13 protein-coding genes are annotated in these 17437 nt (G+C 40.2%); 5 read left to right on the top strand and 8 right to left on the bottom strand.

The window, feature by feature from the left end:
* Window positions 1-28: 28 nt before the first annotated feature.
* Entirely contained in the window at window positions 29-2110 is a 2082-nt protein-coding gene (locus tag H6A27_RS04015; RefSeq protein ID WP_420867842.1) for a hypothetical protein, read from the bottom strand.
* Between the two features lie 336 nt (window positions 2111-2446).
* On the opposite strand from H6A27_RS04015, the gene H6A27_RS04010 reads away from it, so the two are divergent.
* The gene (locus H6A27_RS04010; RefSeq protein ID WP_204507775.1) at window positions 2447-4153 is read left to right on the top strand and encodes a GH35 family beta-galactosidase; all 1707 of its coding nucleotides are present in this window, start codon (window positions 2447-2449) and stop codon (window positions 4151-4153) included.
* A gap of 57 nt (window positions 4154-4210) precedes the next feature.
* Here H6A27_RS04010 and H6A27_RS04005 read toward each other — a convergent pair whose 3' ends face one another.
* From H6A27_RS04005 to glsA, 7 genes are all read right to left on the bottom strand, one after another.
* Window positions 4211-5494: a murein hydrolase activator EnvC family protein gene (locus H6A27_RS04005; RefSeq protein WP_204401766.1), complete on the bottom strand. Its 1284-nt coding sequence runs from the start codon at window positions 5492-5494 to the stop codon at window positions 4211-4213.
* Window positions 5495-5556: 62 nt separating this feature from the next.
* The gene (gene lolB1, locus H6A27_RS04000) at window positions 5557-6384 is read right to left on the bottom strand and encodes a lipoprotein insertase outer membrane protein LolB1 (RefSeq protein WP_204401764.1); all 828 of its coding nucleotides are present in this window, start codon (window positions 6382-6384) and stop codon (window positions 5557-5559) included.
* A 28-nt stretch (window positions 6385-6412) separates the two neighbouring features.
* Window positions 6413-8197, bottom strand: coding sequence for a tetratricopeptide repeat protein (locus H6A27_RS03995; RefSeq protein ID WP_204507774.1), 1785 nt, complete (start codon window positions 8195-8197; stop codon window positions 6413-6415).
* Between the two features lie 14 nt (window positions 8198-8211).
* Complete coding sequence (dut, locus tag H6A27_RS03990; RefSeq protein ID WP_204507773.1) at window positions 8212-8646, bottom strand: dUTP diphosphatase; 435 nt, start codon at window positions 8644-8646, stop codon at window positions 8212-8214.
* A gap of 57 nt (window positions 8647-8703) precedes the next feature.
* A complete protein-coding gene (locus H6A27_RS03985) occupies window positions 8704-10035 on the bottom strand; it encodes a deoxyguanosinetriphosphate triphosphohydrolase (RefSeq protein ID WP_204507772.1) in 1332 nt (443 codons plus the stop codon).
* 142 nt (window positions 10036-10177) lie between these two features.
* Window positions 10178-11155 (bottom strand): glycine N(alpha)-acyltransferase GlsB, encoded by a 978-nt coding sequence (gene glsB, locus H6A27_RS03980; RefSeq protein ID WP_204401756.1) that lies wholly within the window; start codon window positions 11153-11155, stop codon window positions 10178-10180.
* A 28-nt stretch (window positions 11156-11183) separates the two neighbouring features.
* Window positions 11184-12002, bottom strand: a complete 819-nt coding sequence (gene glsA, locus H6A27_RS03975; protein WP_204507771.1) for a lyso-glycine lipid O-acyltransferase GlsA — start codon at window positions 12000-12002, stop codon at window positions 11184-11186.
* A gap of 511 nt (window positions 12003-12513) precedes the next feature.
* On the opposite strand from glsA, the gene rsmH reads away from it, so the two are divergent.
* From rsmH to H6A27_RS03955, 4 genes are read left to right on the top strand one after another with little or no spacing between them, the layout of a single operon-like run.
* A complete protein-coding gene (rsmH, locus tag H6A27_RS03970; protein ID WP_204401752.1) occupies window positions 12514-13428 on the top strand; it encodes a 16S rRNA (cytosine(1402)-N(4))-methyltransferase RsmH in 915 nt (304 codons plus the stop codon).
* A gap of 9 nt (window positions 13429-13437) precedes the next feature.
* Complete coding sequence (locus tag H6A27_RS03965) at window positions 13438-13794, top strand: FtsL-like putative cell division protein (RefSeq protein ID WP_204401750.1); 357 nt, start codon at window positions 13438-13440, stop codon at window positions 13792-13794.
* Window positions 13794-15905: a penicillin-binding protein gene (locus H6A27_RS03960; RefSeq protein ID WP_204401748.1), complete on the top strand. Its 2112-nt coding sequence runs from the start codon at window positions 13794-13796 to the stop codon at window positions 15903-15905. Before H6A27_RS03965 ends, H6A27_RS03960 begins: the two co-directional genes overlap by 1 nt.
* A gap of 46 nt (window positions 15906-15951) precedes the next feature.
* Entirely contained in the window at window positions 15952-17403 is a 1452-nt protein-coding gene (locus tag H6A27_RS03955; protein WP_204507770.1) for a UDP-N-acetylmuramoyl-L-alanyl-D-glutamate--2,6-diaminopimelate ligase, read from the top strand.
* The last annotated feature ends 34 nt before the right edge of the window (window positions 17404-17437 follow it).

Below are 17437 nucleotides of genomic sequence, written 5' to 3'. Positions count from 1 at the left end.
ACCCAAAATCCTGTCATATATTTTCTGTTCAGTTAAACTTTATAAGATATTTCTTTTTCAAACCAAGATAATCGAATGTCACTACAGCCTCGTCCGACTTGTTCTCAGCCTGTTTTATATCGGTCCTTACCTGAGCATTGTCTGAAAAAGCAGTAACCTTTGGCAATTCATCTGTATCAGACAGCTGATAATTTATATTATATACATCATAGCCTGTATATCCATTACCATGATCTGCTCTAACAGGCAGAGAAGGTAATTCCAGATTATTACCGTTAATCTGTAAAGAAACAGTAGGAACATGAGGATAATCAATATCAGTCATTTTATTGCTGAAACCAATACCTATAATGTCGCATAAAGGTTCTGCACCCTCACCTTCTGCTACACAATAAACAGCATGTTTACCGCTCAGATTTTCAACGTACTCAGCCACATCAAGTTTCAGTCTGGTAATTACTTGTTCTGAATCTGGAGCAACAACTGCTTCCGCAATTTTTTTACCCTTCCATACACTGTTGTCCCATGGCCCGTCAAGCCATATATTAATCTTGAAAGGTTTGTCAGACAAAGGCTTAACGAATAGATTAACACATGTCGAATCACCTTCTTGTACTCCTCTGAAAGCCTTCAAGCCTTTAATATCTGCATTCAAGCCTCCAAAGCCAAAATACTTGAATCCTATGATATCACCATTCTTCATTCCGCCTACTACCATATTGTTATCCCATATATCCCATGAATCCTGCAATAAATTATTATCAGAGAAATAACAGGCATAACCGGCAGAATAATATTTAAACGGATCAAGACCGAAAATGCTGAATCCTTCAGAAGTTACTTCTGCGCCTTTATATTCGTCGCCATTGGCAGCCTTAACGGTCAATACATTATTTTTCAAATATGGATCATAACCAGTAATAGTAACTTTACCTCCTTCGGATACAGGTGTTTCATCGTATTCCACTTTTATAGGAGCAACCATAGCCTGACGGGCAAAGCCGAAGCCACGCGGACATCTGTGATAGAATACATACCACTGATCGTTTATCATCTCAATACTTCCATGAGTATTATGTCCAGCTCCGGAAGTAATGATAGATTTTCCATCGCTGCTCAAAACAGGGGCTCTATTATCCACCAATACTCCACCAATCTTCCATGGTCCTAATGGAGTATCACCATAAGCATATCTCAGAGTAGAGTTAGAACTGGCAATACCATATTCAGGTCCTGAATATCCACTATATACAAAAACATATTTATTGCCGACCTTTCTTATAGATGAAGCCTCGAAGAAATTATATTCGCCAGCTTTCTCGCCATCAAAAAGACATTTATAGTCAGTTCCTTCAGGATCCTTAACATCACCATAACTGTTTCCAGCTGGAATAAAATAATTTATAATATCATGTCCTGGCATTACTGACCACATTGTATTAGGGTCAAGCCTTGCTGCATGAGATTTCTGAAAGCCCCAATACACATAAGCTCTGAATCCGGTTTCGTAATCAGGATCTGATTCGTCATTAACATATTCCACTATAGCGGCAGGATCGAAGTCAATGAAACTTCCCTCAAGAAGGCTTTTACCATCTGAAGCGACATTTAATGGAGTAAAAGGTCCATCCGGTCGGTTGCTTTTTACTACCATACCCTCTCTATTCTTTCCACGGCAGTTTGGATATAGATAATATTCTTTTGTCCCGTCCCTATGCTTTAGCTCAACAATATCAGGAGCATACATAATGTCCCATTCATCACCATTATTGTAAGTAAACACAGGACCTTCATCTCTCCATTGTGATAAATCTTCAACTGGAGCTGACCATGCTCTTACGTCAAAGCCACAATATTCTTTGAAAATAACGTCATGCGACCCGTAAACATACACTCTGAATTTCCCCGCACAGTCAGGATCTTCAAACACTTTAGGTTCACCGTCAGGAACATGTTCCCACAACGGAAGATACGGGTTACCCTGTCCCACATAAACATACTCTTTTTCCTCCATAACCTGTTTATTACCATTACTACATGATGTCATGACACAGGCGAAAATTACGCCTCCCACCAAAAATGGAAGATTCTTCAATAAAGATTTTCTCATATCATTCATTTAATTAATTACCAGTATTCTTTCGCCATATATCATTATTAACAGACGCACATAATGACCAATGCACGCCAACATTATAAATCAATCTAAAGATAGTTAAGATTTATAAGATTCATGTATATTGATATTACATATATTTAGGTTTATGTAACGTTATACAGTAATGATGTTACATATTCTTTACCACACATTACATCTATGCTTTATAACATAAAAGGATATAAACGACTTGGATAAAATGACATGAAAAAGAAGTATTTTTGAGTTGTAGATTACACTATTTTACTGGCAAAAAACGTTGTTATAACATAAAAGAACAATAAAAACATGAGAAAACATTTATTAACATTATCTCTATGTCTTGCTCTTACCACAATTAATGCCCAAGACATTCCGCATTTCATAAAACAGGGAAGCGCTACACAAATGATTGTAGATAATAAGCCAATGCTTCTACTTGCAGGTGAAACCGGAAACTCATCGGTTTCATCAGTAGAAGACATTGAAACCATCTTTCCGAAACTCAAACGTATTGGATTAAACACAGCTCTTGTACCTGCCTACTGGGATCTGATAGAAGCGGAAGAAGGAAAATTTGATTTCTCACTTATCGACAAAACCATTACTGAAGCCAGAAGACACGACATGAAAGTGGTTTTCCTATGGTTCGGCGCATGGAAAAACTCAATGAGCTGTTATGCTCCTTTGTGGTTCAAAAGCGACTACAAAAAATATCCACGCTGTTACACTGAAACAGGAAAGCCGCTTGAAATAGCCAGTCCTTTCTCGGAAAATGTTTTCAATGCCGATTCTAAAGCTTTCGTAAGGTTTATAGAACATATAAAAAGTATTGATGAAAAAGAGAATACAGTAATCATGATTCAGGTAGAGAACGAGATTGGAATGCTTGAAAGCGCAAGAGACCATTCAAAGATAGCAAACGATTTGTTCTATTCTGCTGTTCCTGATGAACTTATAATGTATCTGAAAAAAAACAATAAAACACTTCACCCATGGCTGAAAGAAAAATGGCAGAAGGCCGGTGGAAAAACAGAAGGTACATGGGAAGAAGTTTTCGGAAAAGACATATTCACTGATGAAATTTTCATGGCATGGCAATATGCAGCTTACGTAGAGAAGATGATACAGAAAGGTAGAGAGGTATATAATCTGCCGATGTATGTCAATGCAGCGATGAACAGCCGCAACAGAAAGCCGGGCGAATATCCTTCTGCAGGACCGCTTGCCCACCTTATCGATATATGGAAATGCGCCGCACCAAGCATAGACATGCTTGCTCCTGACTTGTATGACAATGGATTCGTGGACTGGGTAGCGCAGTATAAGCTCCATAACAATCCGCTTTTTATCCCTGAAATAAGACTTGAGCCTAACGATGGAGTGAGAGCATTCTATGTATTCGGACAGCATGACGCCATTGGCTTCAGTCCTTTCTCGATAGAGGATGCTCCCGACGACGGCAATTACAAACTAACCAAAGCATATGCAAAACTTGACGAACTTATGCCTCTGATTACCAGACATCAGGGTAAGGAACAGATGAAAGGCATATTATTCGACCAGATGAACAAGGAAAAGAATATTGAGTGGGACGGAATAACTCTTTCGTGCAAGCATTTCTTTACTCTCCCCTGGGACGCCCGTGCCACTGACGGAAGTGTATGGCCTGAGGGCGGAGGCTTAATCATAAAATTGAACAAGCTGGAATATATTGTTGCCGGAAGCGGTATTGTTATAGAATTCAAATATCCTGACGAATTGAAAGGATTTATACAGAAGAAGCTTGGCGAGGATGGTTTCATTGCTGCCGGAGGGGACACAACAGATAAAGAAAAATGGTACTCAGAAAAACGTATCGGAATAGGTTCGGTAGATGAAGTCAGTATAGACAATGAAGGCAATATGAAATATTTACGCAGGCTGAACGGCGACCAGGATCATCAGGGACGACACGTAAGAATAGGAGTTGACGATTTCAGCATTTTGCACGTGAAACTATACGAATATAAATAAATATACATAGCAAGACTTCCCTGCCTGTACAATAGACGCAGCAGGGAAGCTTAAATATCATCTAACAATCCATTGTTCAGGATTAAGTTTCGCAGTCTCCTTACGAAGCTGAAAATGAAGAACTGTATTTCCGTCGGCATCTGTATTTATCTGTCCGATAACGTCGCGTGTCTTCAACTGGCTGCCTTTTTTTACAATTACAGATTCCAGATTACAATAAACAGAGATGTAACTTCCATGTCTGACAAGCACATTTGCCAGTCCATTATACTGGAACACAGCAGTAACCTCACCATCGAATATTGTACGGGCCATCGCCCCCTGCTTGGTTTTTATATCAATTCCCTTATTGTCAAGGCGTACATTCCTCAAGCCCTCAACCTGATACTGCCCATAATGCCCTATTATAACGTATGCGCCTGTCACTGGTACAGGAAGTTTACCTTTATTACGTTCAAAAGAGCCTGAAAGCTTACTGTCTGACTCATCAACACGATATACATCCATTTGTTCCTTTACCGGCTTATCCTGTTCTTCTGTCGCTTTTTTCTTTGCTGCAGCCTGTCTGCGACGACGTTCTTCCTCAGCTTTTTTACGTGCGGCCTCAACCTCTATAGCTATCAGACGGTCTATTTCAGAATTTAGTCTGTTGGCAGCCTTTCGCTGTATTTCAAGTTCCTTTCTTATTTGAATCTGCTTGTTTTGTATTGAAGACAGAATTTTCTTTCTTTCAGCCTCCTGTTCTTCAAGCTTTTTCTTCTCAGCTTCCTGATGCCTCAAAAGTTCCACTTTGGCATTATACGTTTCTTCAGTAACTTTTTTCTTTTCTGTTATTTCGGCCTGCTTATTTTTAATCTCCTCCCCTTTCAGACGCTGAAAATCAGCATACTGGCGCACATAGCGCAAACGTCGGTACATCTGACTAAGATTATCCGCCGCAAATATAAACATAAGCTTCTCCTGAATAGAGCTGTTACGATGAAGATATTTCAAGGATTTTTCATAACGCGCCTGTTTCTGTTTGAGTTCAGCGCCAAGAGTTTTGAGTTCACTCTCCAGACGATTTATCTCCTGCTGAATACTGTTTATGTCTTTCTGTACCGAAGAAAGATACTTTTTCCTCTCAGAAATCTGTCCGGTTATCAGAGAAAGATTATCAAGCTGACTTTTTACATCCTTACCTGTTGATTTTAACAATGTCTCCGATTCACTAATTCGTTTGTGTAATTCATTACGTTCCTTCTCCAACTGTCTTATTTTAGGCGTGGATTGTGAAAACACTGTCTGAAATGACAATGCAAACAGCAATGATATTAAGAAAGAGATGAATTTGTGAGGCATGTTAATTATGAAGTTATAGAAGTTTTGACGTTAAAGAAGTTATATGACCAACTTACATTTCATCACTTAAGCTGCTCAAATATTTTCAATAGTTCCGGAAGTGAGATTTTTTTATACTTTGAGGACAGTTCAGTATTTGTATCCCAATTTGAGTCAGTTCCAATTCGCGAAAGTTTCATATCAAGCGAATACTTTTTTCCTGTTCCTTCAGTATATAAATTAATTCTCTGTGGAAATACATCACGGTTCAGCATCGTAAAATCTGAATAACTGCAATGCAGAGAGTATGGCAATCCCTTGAGCGATATAACAGTTTCTTCCAAACGTCCGTCTGTAGCCGAAGTAAAAAAACTATAGTCTATCTTTTTTGATGACTTCACCTTAAGTTGCGCTCTGCTATCAGCAGATGTAAGACTGAATTCATCTGCATCCGACAGAGACAAACTTGGTTTGCCAGGCAAAAAGATTTCATTCAATATCAACGATTGGATAATATTGAAATCAATCCGTGTATTCATAAGACTGCTTAATTCGGAGAAACTTACTTCTACATAACGCTTGTTCATCCTGTCCACAGCCAAAACATAATCAGGCGTAATATCAATTCGCACCACTTCAATGCCTAATAAAGGAGCGACACTCAAACGTATTATTTCACCACGACGAATACGCATATTGGCATTGATACTCTTTGTTGAGGAAGTACCTGTATTAAGTTCTATGCGTGTTCGTGCTGTAAGATTTTCACGTGCAGGAGTCCATTCTATTACTTTCTCCATATACTCCACGCCGGACAGGCCGCCAATTGTAGTATTACGAAGCGATTTTCTTGATGTGGAACATGATGCCATCAACACCAGACAAAGTAATAAATATATAATGCGTTTCATTTTATATAAGTTATTTAGTTGTAATTCACTATTCCACATATTTTTCCAATTCTATTTTGCGTTTCAGCCGCTTCAATTCTTCTTCCGACCGCGGGGTACTGCCATCCTCCGGTGTACTTCCCATCGCATCAGCCTTTTTCCAATACTCAAGAGCCTTATCCTTGTCTCCTAATTTGAAATATATATCGCCGCAATGCTCCACTATCACCTGACTGGAATCACCACCGTTCTTCATAGCCTGCTCAATGTAAATTCTTGCTTCAGTGTATCTTCCTTTTTCAAAAAGAATCCATGCGTAAGTATCAAGATAGGTCGCATTCTCAGGTTCGGCCTTCACAGTAATGAAACTCATTTCCTCAGCCTTGTCAAGGTTTGTGCGCTCTACAGACAAGTAATAAGCATAATTATTAAGTGTATTTATATTATTGGGATTATACACCAACGATGAATCGTATGCCGCATAAGCTTCAGCCTTCATTTCCTTTGTGTGATACAAATCGCCAAGTATGGAATAAAAATCTGAGGCAATATTCTTATCACTCTTATCATTAATTTGCTGTACACCCTTATTGAAAACATCCAATGCCTTGTCTGTCTCGTCCTTCTGATAATGAGCCAATCCTAAATAATAGTAAAACTCCATTGCTTCAGGATTATATACTATGGCAGGAGTAGCAACACGTATAACCTCGTCAAGGTCATTCTTGTTGATGGCATAGCTCAAAAGCTGAAGTCTTGCAGGTTTGTTTTCAGGATCCAGTTCCAGAACCTTATTAAGTACAGGAACAGACTCCTTCTCCATTTTTTTTGTAATAAGATACTGTGCATACAGCATCGGCACATCTGCATTAGGCTGTTTCTTTGTAAGAATGGTTTCGAAAAGACGGATAACCTTTGTACTGTCCCTGTCAGTCTGTTCCGATCTTAAAATCTGCTGACGCATGAAATCAAGTTTCAGCTTTGTATCCACATTTTCGTTCACCAATATGGAATCCAATTGCACAGCATACAGGCTGTCCTGACCTGTTTTCTGATAATATGATGCCAATGATACCATAGCAGGAGCATAATCAGGCTCTTCCTTCAGGATGTCCTGATATACTTTCAACGCCTCATCGTTACGGTCATTGCTCAGATATACATCACCAAGAACTGTTCTGTAGCGCATATCGTACGGATATTCATCCACTAAAGACTGTATCTCGCTGAAAGCCTTCTCCATATTGTCAAGCTGGAGATATGCACGGAATTTCTCCATACTCAACTGCTCGGATTTTCCGTCAAGTTCTTCAATACGGTCAAGCGTAGCGACAAGATTGTCATAGCTTTTAGTACGACCGTAAAGATCGGCCAACGAAAGCAGAGGTTCAAGACGTGACGGGAATATATGTGCCATATCTTCATACACTGATATAGCCTTCAGCCAATTCTGTTTTGACTGATAATAAGATGCCAAAGTCTGTTTATACCAAAAATTACCCTCGTCGGAACGTGAAGCCTGTTTTAATGCCTCCTCTCCCTTAGCTTCCTGACCTAAGAACATATAGAACTGTGATATTTCGTACAGAACTGCAGCCGACTGTGGGTATATGTCAAGGCAATGTTCGTACAGTTTGAAAGCCGCATCGTATTCTCCTTTCTGCTTCATACGTACAGCTTCCAGAAAATAATAATCAAACTTACGGCGTTGTTCATATGTCAAAGGGTCTTTCAGCTCCGAAACGGCCTTGTCCGCACGCTGTTTCTTTTGATTCAATGTCCCGCAAGAAAAGAATAAAGGCAATATAAAAATTAATAAATAAATGTACTTCATTGGTTTTTCTATAATCATTTCTTTCCGCTGTGGCCGAAACCTCCAGTTCCACGCTCAGTCTCGTCCAGTGTGTCAGTTTCATCCCATTCGGCCTGTTCATGACGCGCTATAACCATTTGTGCTACACGCTCACCATCTTCTATTACAAAAGGCTCGTTCGACAGATTAACGAGTATGATACATATCTCACCTCTATAATCGGCATCTATCGTACCGGGACTGTTCAATACAGTAACACCTTTCTTTATAGCCAAACCGCTACGAGGACGCACCTGTGCCTCATAACCCTCTGGGAGCGCCATGAAAAGCCCGGTAGGAACAAGACAACGCTGAAGGGGCTGAAGAGTAATTGGAGTATCAATATTCGCACGTAGGTCAAGACCTGCAGAAAGTGATGTCGCATACTGCGGCAACGGATGTTTGGATTTATTGATTATTCTAATTTTCATATAGACAAGTGTATTTATAATAGTGCAAAGTAAATAGAAATATTTTATTTCTCAAAATCAAACGGCCGGCAGGCTGTTACCATTAATTTTTCTATACAAATCAAGTGCATATACATCCGTCATTCCTGAAATATAGTCAAGGACTGCTATAATTCTTCCATATAGTGTAGGCGCAGAAATGTCATATTGTGCGGAAACTCTGTTTATAAGGAGTTGCGAATATGCCTTTTCGGGATAGCGTACAGCCTCTATCATCAAATCAATAAGTGTGGATATAACCTGATAACCTGCCAATTCAATATCTACGACATCTTTCGAACAGTATATACGCTTGAAAGCTGTATCCGAACAATTCTCGTATGCTTTCCGCACATGCTCATCAAGATGGCTTATCAACTGCCCTTTAAAAGTTCCCGCCAGAATACTTTCCTCGTTTTCCAGAAAGACACGTGTACATTCCTTGACCAATATTCCGATGGCAGTGCTGCGGAGATATGCTATCTGCTCGTTAGTATCTGTTACCATAGAGCATATCATGTCCGTACGTTCCAAGCGTTCCTTACTCAGGAAACCTCTGTACAACTGTTTTGTCTCCTCCGATGTAAGAATTTTCAGCTTATGGGCATCTTCTATATCCATCATCTGATAGCAGATGTCATCGGCAGCCTCTACAAGATACACTAACGGATAACGGGCATATTTCACCGGTTCGCCTTCCTTGCTCAATCTGACAATGCCAAGCTCATCGGCAATCTTCCGGAAATATTCCTCTTCGGTAATGAAGAAACCGAATTTCTGTTTTCCGCCTGCCAGGACAGATGAATAAGGATATTTCACGATAGAGGCGAGAGTGGAATATGTCATCACAAAACCACCCTTCCTACGTCCTTTGAATTGATGGGTTAGCAACCTGAATGCATTGGCATTCCCTTCGAAATGAATAATGTCATTCCATTCCTCAGGAGTAAGCAAATCTCTTAACACTTGGCCTTTACCTTCGGAAAAATATGTTCCGATAGCCTTCTCGCCCGAATGTCCGAAAGGTGGATTGCCAAGGTCATGGGCAAGACATGCCGCAGATACTATTGAACCTATCTCGCTTAGATGTGTATTTGCCAGTTCAGGATGTTTACAGAGCAAACCCTGAGAAACTTCATTTCCTAACGAACGACCTACACACGACACTTCCAGACTATGCGTAAGCCTGTTATGGACGAAGATACTGCCCGGCAACGGAAAAACCTGGGTCTTATTCTGCAGACGACGGAACGGAGCTGAGAACACAAGTCTGTCGTAATCCCGCTGAAACTCTGTCCTGTCGTCCTTACGCAATTCATGAAGATGTTCCAATCCGAAACGTTTATTTGATATAAGTTGCTGCCAATTCATGTATATCTGTATTTAGTAATGCAAATATATAGTTTTGTTTCCCAAAATTCAACTTTTTGATAATCAATAAAATCGGGCAATTAAAAAGGGCGAAGACAAAAAAAACTCTCCGCCCTATCAATATATTATCCAATTTTCATTGTTATCTCATTAAAGGATTTGCGCCTGAAGTAAGATTCAAAGCTTCAGGATGTTCCTTTATGTAAGATTCTATGTGACGCACACGTTTTTCTTCAAGAATCTCATCTACCGCAATAAGTATTCCGGTTTCCTCCACATCGCCAAAACCATAATTTATGGCAGTACCGAACATGCGCATTGTTGGCGACAAGCTCATATAGGCATTAACCAAAGGAGGAATATTATATCCAAGTTTACGTACCTCGGTGTTAAGTATCTTATAGTCTTCCTTAAACGTATCGCAGCAGAAAAGTTTTTCAAGCACTTCCACGTCTGTTTCTATTTTAAGTGGCTGAACCGGAGTAATAAGTCCGTCAGGATCGCTGAAATGCTTGTTAAGGAAATACAGAATCATGTCACGTCCCAGTCTGTTATAGCTCGGATACATTGTCATCTTTCCGAAATAATATTTCATATTCGGATTGATTACTGTAAGGGCTCCAAGTCCGTCCCACAAATTATCAAGGGCAAACAGTCCTTTAGAACCAGCACGGCTTGACTGATATTCAAGAGTAACGAACGAACGTCCAAGCTCCACGGTATATGGCATATACTCTTTAAGGAACTTCTCTGAAAAATCGAACATGTGAGCTGTAGCAAGCACAGGTTTTCCATGTTGGTCAAATTCCACTTCATCGCCAAACAAATAGCGATATCCGCCCAATATTTCCTCAGCATCAGGATTCCATACCACAAGCTGCTTGTATGGATTCTCCATCAAATCATATTCGTCAAGGTCAAGCGACTTGCCTGTACCACCGCCTGCTTCGCGGAATGCGATTTCGCGCAGACGACCAATTTCCTTAAGCACATTTGGAGAGTCCTTCCATGTAACAATATAAATCTCATTGTTACTCTTATTGGTAAATCTTAATCGCTTTTCTTCAGTCAATTCCGATTTTAAGATTTCCTTGTCAATCGGAGCAATAATATCTTCCATATATCTTCTTGTTTATTTTCTATCTTATCTATAGCTTGTAAACTATATCGCGTACGTATGCCGCCCATGCCGCATGCGAACGCGACTTATCAAAAGTCTGCCAAGGTATAGGCTTGCCAATCGTAATCTTGAATGTCTTATGTCTGTTTTTATACATCTCGTCGGCAAGATACAACATGGCGATATTGAATTTTATTCCCAAAAACTTACACAGATTGGCCAAGTTATAAAAGAAATCAGAGTTTCTGCCCTCGAAATGAACAGGGATGACATCCCTTTGAGTTTCAATGCTCTTGGTTATAAATGTCTTTTTCCATTCCAAATCTCTTATCACTCCATTACGCCTTCTTGAGCATAAACCGGCAGGGAACATAATTATATGTTGGTCCGAATGAAATCCGGCCTCCACCATACGTGGAAAATCTCTTGACTGCGAACCGGTTTTATTTATAGGAATACATAATGGAGCAAGACCATGCAGATTCATCAGCAGGTCGTTTACAAGATATTTTATTTTCCCGTCGTAATGCTTGCCCAGAACATAGCCTAAAGCTATACCGTCCTGGCCTCCAAGAGGATGATTCGATACGAATGTACATAATCTGTCATCCGGAAGGTTCTCAAGTCCTTCTACTTCCAACTTAATATCCAAATAATCCATACATGCTTCCAGAAAATCTACACCAACTTTATCTGATACACTTGTAAGGAAAGCATTTATCTCATCCTGATGAACTATTCGTTTGAGATAGGAAACCACAAAACGCGGAACACGACGAGCTTTATCACCCGCCTTTTCCTTTAGGACTTTATCAATATCAATCAGAAAAACAGAATTGTCTGACATATTTATTCTTGTTCTTTTGAAGTTATACACCGCAAAAATAGTGTATCTTTTGCAAAAAGTTACATTTTCTACTAAAAATTATACAATAATACGCCAAAAAAGATGGAATGGCATATTTTCTGGAAGATATTTTACATCTGATTGAAATAATCTCTTTTACCGAGGAATGGGCTTCATAGACATCAGATATACCACATTTTTTGGTGCCGACTATAGTGGGCAGCATTGCTGACAATCGTGGGCAGCATTGCCGACTACAGTGGGCAGCATTGCCGACTACAGTCAGCACCAAAAAGCCTGCCGATGTTCTTATCAGCATTCAGCCAGCCCATCATTCAGCCATATAAACAGTCCCGCAAAACAACTGTGTCCAAATTTTAAGTCACATACCGTACCTGTTGATAACTTTTGGAAAGATTTTCAGAGTTTGATACCAAACTTTTGTAAGGAAATTTATAATTTTACGCCTCAATTGGATATATAAGGTATAAAGCATTAAAAAACAACATATATGGACGATATTAAACAGACATATCATGTTCCGGTCCTTCTGGAAGAAAGTATAAACGGATTAGACCTGAAAAAAGGGGGCGTTTATGTTGACGTTACTTTCGGAGGCGGAGGACATTCCAAAGAGATATTGCGAAGGATGGATAAGAGCTGCAGACTTTACAGCTTCGACCAAGACGAAGACGCTGAAAGAAATATTGTCCATGACGACAGATTTACTTTTGTAAGAAGTAATTTCAGATACCTGAAAAATTTCCTCAAATATTACGGAATAGAGGAAGTTGATGGTATATTAGCCGACCTCGGAGTATCGTCACACCACTTTGACGATTCTGAAAGAGGTTTCTCATTCAGGTTCGACGGCAAACTCGACATGAGAATGAACAAAAGAGCAGGAATGAATGCGGCCGATATCCTGAACAACTACGACGAAGATAAACTGGCTGATATTTTTTATCTGTACGGTGAACTGAAAAACAGCAGAAAATTAGCGTCGGTCATTGTAAAAAGAAGAAATGTAAAGTCTTTTGATACCATTGAGGACTTTCTGGAAGTAGTGAAACCACTTTATGGCAAAGACAGGGAGAAAAAAGAACTGGCCAAAGTATTTCAAGCACTCAGAATTGAAGTAAACCACGAAATGGAAGCTTTGAAAGAAATGCTGTATGCCGCAACCGAAATGCTGAAACCGGGAGGAAGACTGTCAGTCATCACTTACCACTCTCTTGAAGACAGAATGGTGAAAAACATCATGAAGACAGGTAATATAGAGGGTAAAATGGAACAAGACTTTTTCGGGAACATCAAGACTCCGTATAAGATTATAAACAACAAAGTCATTGTACCGGACAACGAAGAAATAGAAACAAATCCACGCTCAAGAAGCGCGAAACTTAGAATAGCCGAGAAAAAATAAAATTAAATTATGAGCAGCAAGGACAAGACAAAGAACGAGCACAAAGGTTCAAACATTACCTGGGGAAGTATTCTGGGAGGAGACATCCTTGCCCATGATTTCTTCAGGAGACAGATTAACCTGCTATGCCTGATTGTAGTACTTACAATTGTATATATCGACAACAGATACTCCAGCCAAAGGGAAATGATAGAGATAGACAAACTGAAAAAAGAGCTTACAGACATCAAGTATGATGCACTGACTATCTCGTCTGAGCTTACAGAAAAGAGCCGACAGTCGAAGATTGAGACTTACATTTCCGAGAAGAGCAATCCATTGAAGACTTCTGCACAACCACCATTCTTGATTAAGGAGGATTATTAATGATACCTGGACATAAAAATATTACTCTCAGATATACGTTTTTCGTACTTATCATGGCACTGCTTGCTATCGCTGTAATAGTCAAAGCAGGAATTATCATGTTTGCCGAAAGACAATACTGGAAAGATGTAGCCGACAGATTTGTCAGAGAAAACGTAATAGTATTCCCTACAAGGGGTAATATCATATCATCCGACGGTAAACTCATGGCAAGCAGTCTGCCTGAATTCAGAATTTACATGGACTTCAAGGCCGGAGGAGTGAAGAAGGATACTATGCTGATGAATCATTTGCAGGAAATATGCGAAGGACTGCATAGAATTTTCCCCGATCAGAGTGCCGCTGAGTTCAGAAGGACAATACTGAAAGGAAGAAAGGCCGGAAGCAGAAATTATCTTCTTTATCCCAAAAGAATCTCATACATCGAATATAAGGAAGTAAAGAAATTACCTGTATTCTCGCTCAGCAGATACAGAAGCGGACTTCACGAACTGGCATATAACCAAAGGAAGAAACCTTTCGGCTCGCTTGCAATGAGAACATTGGGCGACCTGTATCCTGACACCGCACTTGGAGCAAAAAACGGATTGGAACTTACATACGACAAATATCTTAAGGGAGAGGTAGGTATAACGCACAGACAGAAAGTCAGAAACCAATATCTGAATATCGTGGACAAAGCTCCCGTTGACGGATGCGACCTCATTACGACAATAGATGTCGATATGCAGGATATAGCAGAAAAAGCCTTAGTGGACCAGCTTACAAATCTTGAAGCCGAAGCCGGTGTCGCTATTGTTATGGAAGTGAGTACCGGAGAAGTTAAGGCCAACGTAAACATGACAAGAGCAGGCGACGGCAAATACTACGAAATGAGGAATCTGGCCGTTAGCAACCTTATGGAGCCAGGTTCAACATTCAAGACAGCGTCCATCATGGTTGCAATGGAAGACGGTTATATCACTCCGGATTATGAAGTAGATACAGAGCAAGGTACAGTGAACATGCATGGCAGCAGAATGAGAGACTGGAACTGGTACAAGGGTGGATATGGAGTGATAGACGTAACGAAAATCCTTGAAGTATCATCAAACATCGGTGTATCAAGAATAATCGACAAATTTTATGGAGATAACCCTCAGAAATTTATCGACGGACTGAAAAGGATGAGCATAGATACTCCGCTTGAGTTAGGATTTACCGGAGAAGCAAGTCCAAGAATATTAGGTCCGAAAGACAGATATTTTGCCAAAACGACTTTACCATGGATGAGCATCGGTTACGAGACCCAGATACCACCTATCTATATACTGAATTTCTATAATGCAATAGCAAACGACGGAAAGATGGTAAAGCCAAAATTTGTAAAGGCAATAACAAAGGACGGCGACATAATAAAAGATTTCCCGACTGAGACAGTAAACGAACAGATATGTTCAGAAAACACACTAAACCAGATAAGAACAATTCTTAAAAGTGTTGTGGCTAATGGACTTGCCAAACCTGCCGGAAGTAAACTTTTCAGCGTTTCAGGTAAGACAGGTACGGCTCAGATTTCACAAGGAAAAGCCGGATACAAAAATGGCGGCACCAAACACCTTGTAAGTTTTTGCGGATATTTCCCGTCAGAAAATCCTATGTACAGCTGTTATGTAGCTATACAGGCTCCTAAAGCCAGTCCTTCGGGTGGTGTTCAGGCGGGAAGTGTATTCAGCAGAATAGCCGAACGAGTTTACGCAAAACATCTGTTCTTTGATTTGGCTCAGGCAAAAGACTCTACGTCCATTATGATACCAGACGCAAAGAACGGCTACACAAGCGAAACAGCATATATACTTGACGAGCTAAATATAAACTGTAACTCGTTAAGCGGCGATGCAAAATGGTGTAAGGCGACAAGTGGAAGCACAAGCGTACAACTTAGCGAGCTGAACACAGACGAAAAAACTGTCCCAAACGTAAGAGGGATGGGAGCCAAAGATGCTGTTTTCCTGCTCGAAGAGAGAGGATTAAGAGTGAGACTGAACGGCATGGGTAAAGTCGTTTCGCAAAACATACAACCTGGAAGCACTGCCGTGAGAGGACAAACGATAACATTAAACCTCAAATAATAAGGTATATTATATATAAGGAATAACAAATTTAAAGTTCAGATTTATGTTACTTAAAGAACTATTGCAATCAGCCGGCAAGTATGTCATTTCTGGTTCAGATGAAATTGACATCAACGGCATAGAAATAGACTCAAGAAAAATCAAAGGCGGGAATGCGTTTATTGCTATCAAAGGAACGCAGACTGACGGACACGACTATATTTCTAAAGCCATCGAACTTGGAGCCACAGCTATCATCTGCGAGAAATTACCTGAGACACTCGCCGAAGGTGTTACTTACGCGAAATTTGATGACACTGAAGATGCCGTAGGTAAAATAGCCACAACCTTTTATGGCAATCCTACAGATAAACTTGACCTTGTCGGTGTAACGGGTACAAACGGAAAGACGACTATAGCCACATTATTATATAATATGTTTAGAGCATTTGGCTATAAAGTGGGACTTATCTCAACCGTTTGCAACTACATTGACGGCGAAGCCATACCTACAGAACACACTACTCCTGACCCTATAACCCTGAACCAACTGTTGGGAAGAATGGCTGACGAAGGATGCAAATACGCATTCATGGAGGTCAGTTCACATTCTGTCGCACAAAAACGTATTGGGGGATTGAAGTTTGCCGGAGGTATATTTACAAACCTGACAAGGGACCATCTTGACTATCATAAAACTGTTGAGAACTATCTGAAAGCCAAAAAAGCTTTCTTCGACGGACTTCCAAAGACCGCATTCGCACTTACAAACGCCGACGACAAGAACGGTATGGTCATGGTACAGAATACAAAGGCCAAAGTTGTCACATACTCTTTGCGTACGATGGCTGACTTCAAAGGTAAAGTTCTTGAGGACGGTTTCGAAGGTATGCTGATGGATATCAACAACAAAGAAGTAAACGTCCAGTTCATTGGCCGATTCAATGCGTATAACCTCCTGGCAGTTTATGGTGCCGCATGCATGATGGGTAAAAATGCTGATGACATTCTGCTTCAACTAAGCGTACTCAGACCTGTAAGCGGACGTTTCGATTCCATGCGCTCACCTGAAGGTTATACAGCTATAGTGGACTATGCCCATACGCCTGATGCTATAACTAATGTATTGGATGCAATACACGACGTGCTTAAAGGAAGAGGAAAGGTAATCACTGTAGTAGGAGCCGGAGGCAACAGAGACAAAGGTAAAAGACCTATCATGGCAAAAGAGTCTGTAAGACAAAGTGATAAGGTGATAATTACATCCGACAATCCTCGTTTCGAAGAGCCACAGGACATCATAAACGATATGCTTGCAGGACTGGACAAAGAGGAAATGAAAAAAGTACTTGCCATAACAGACCGTAAGGAAGCTATCCGTACTGCATGTATGTTGGCTTCGCAAGGAGATGTAATCCTGATTGCAGGAAAAGGGCATGAAAATTATCAGGATATAAAGGGAGTAAAACATCATTTCGACGACAAGGAAGTTGTCAAAGAGATTTTCTCAAAATAATTTGTAACTATCGAACGAGTTTAGAACTTAAATA

It is taken from the genome of Bacteroides caecigallinarum, assembly GCF_016902295.1.
In the GTDB taxonomy this organism is placed as follows: Bacteria; Bacteroidota; Bacteroidia; order Bacteroidales; family Bacteroidaceae; genus Phocaeicola; species Phocaeicola caecigallinarum_A.
The sequence above is the reverse complement of the archived record's forward strand: the minus strand, read 5'-3'. Positions and strand labels throughout refer to the sequence as shown.

Excerpts from the sequence above, each read along its gene's own strand:
- H6A27_RS04015 (WP_420867842.1), bottom strand. The coding sequence starts at position 2,110 with ATGAGAAAATCTTTATTGAAGAATCTTCCATTTTTGGTGGGAGGCGTA.
- H6A27_RS04010 (WP_204507775.1), top strand. The coding sequence starts at position 2,447 with ATGAGAAAACATTTATTAACATTATCTCTATGTCTTGCTCTTACCACA.
- H6A27_RS04005 (WP_204401766.1), bottom strand. The coding sequence starts at position 5,494 with ATGCCTCACAAATTCATCTCTTTCTTAATATCATTGCTGTTTGCATTG.
- lolB1 (WP_204401764.1), bottom strand. The coding sequence starts at position 6,384 with ATGAAACGCATTATATATTTATTACTTTGTCTGGTGTTGATGGCATCA.
- H6A27_RS03995 (WP_204507774.1), bottom strand. The coding sequence starts at position 8,197 with ATGAAGTACATTTATTTATTAATTTTTATATTGCCTTTATTCTTTTCT.
- dut (WP_204507773.1), bottom strand. The coding sequence starts at position 8,646 with ATGAAAATTAGAATAATCAATAAATCCAAACATCCGTTGCCGCAGTAT.
- H6A27_RS03985 (WP_204507772.1), bottom strand. The coding sequence starts at position 10,035 with ATGAATTGGCAGCAACTTATATCAAATAAACGTTTCGGATTGGAACAT.
- glsB (WP_204401756.1), bottom strand. The coding sequence starts at position 11,155 with ATGGAAGATATTATTGCTCCGATTGACAAGGAAATCTTAAAATCGGAA.
- glsA (WP_204507771.1), bottom strand. The coding sequence starts at position 12,002 with ATGTCAGACAATTCTGTTTTTCTGATTGATATTGATAAAGTCCTAAAG.
- rsmH (WP_204401752.1), top strand. The coding sequence starts at position 12,514 with ATGGACGATATTAAACAGACATATCATGTTCCGGTCCTTCTGGAAGAA.
- H6A27_RS03965 (WP_204401750.1), top strand. The coding sequence starts at position 13,438 with ATGAGCAGCAAGGACAAGACAAAGAACGAGCACAAAGGTTCAAACATT.
- H6A27_RS03960 (WP_204401748.1), top strand. The coding sequence starts at position 13,794 with ATGATACCTGGACATAAAAATATTACTCTCAGATATACGTTTTTCGTA.
- H6A27_RS03955 (WP_204507770.1), top strand. The coding sequence starts at position 15,952 with ATGTTACTTAAAGAACTATTGCAATCAGCCGGCAAGTATGTCATTTCT.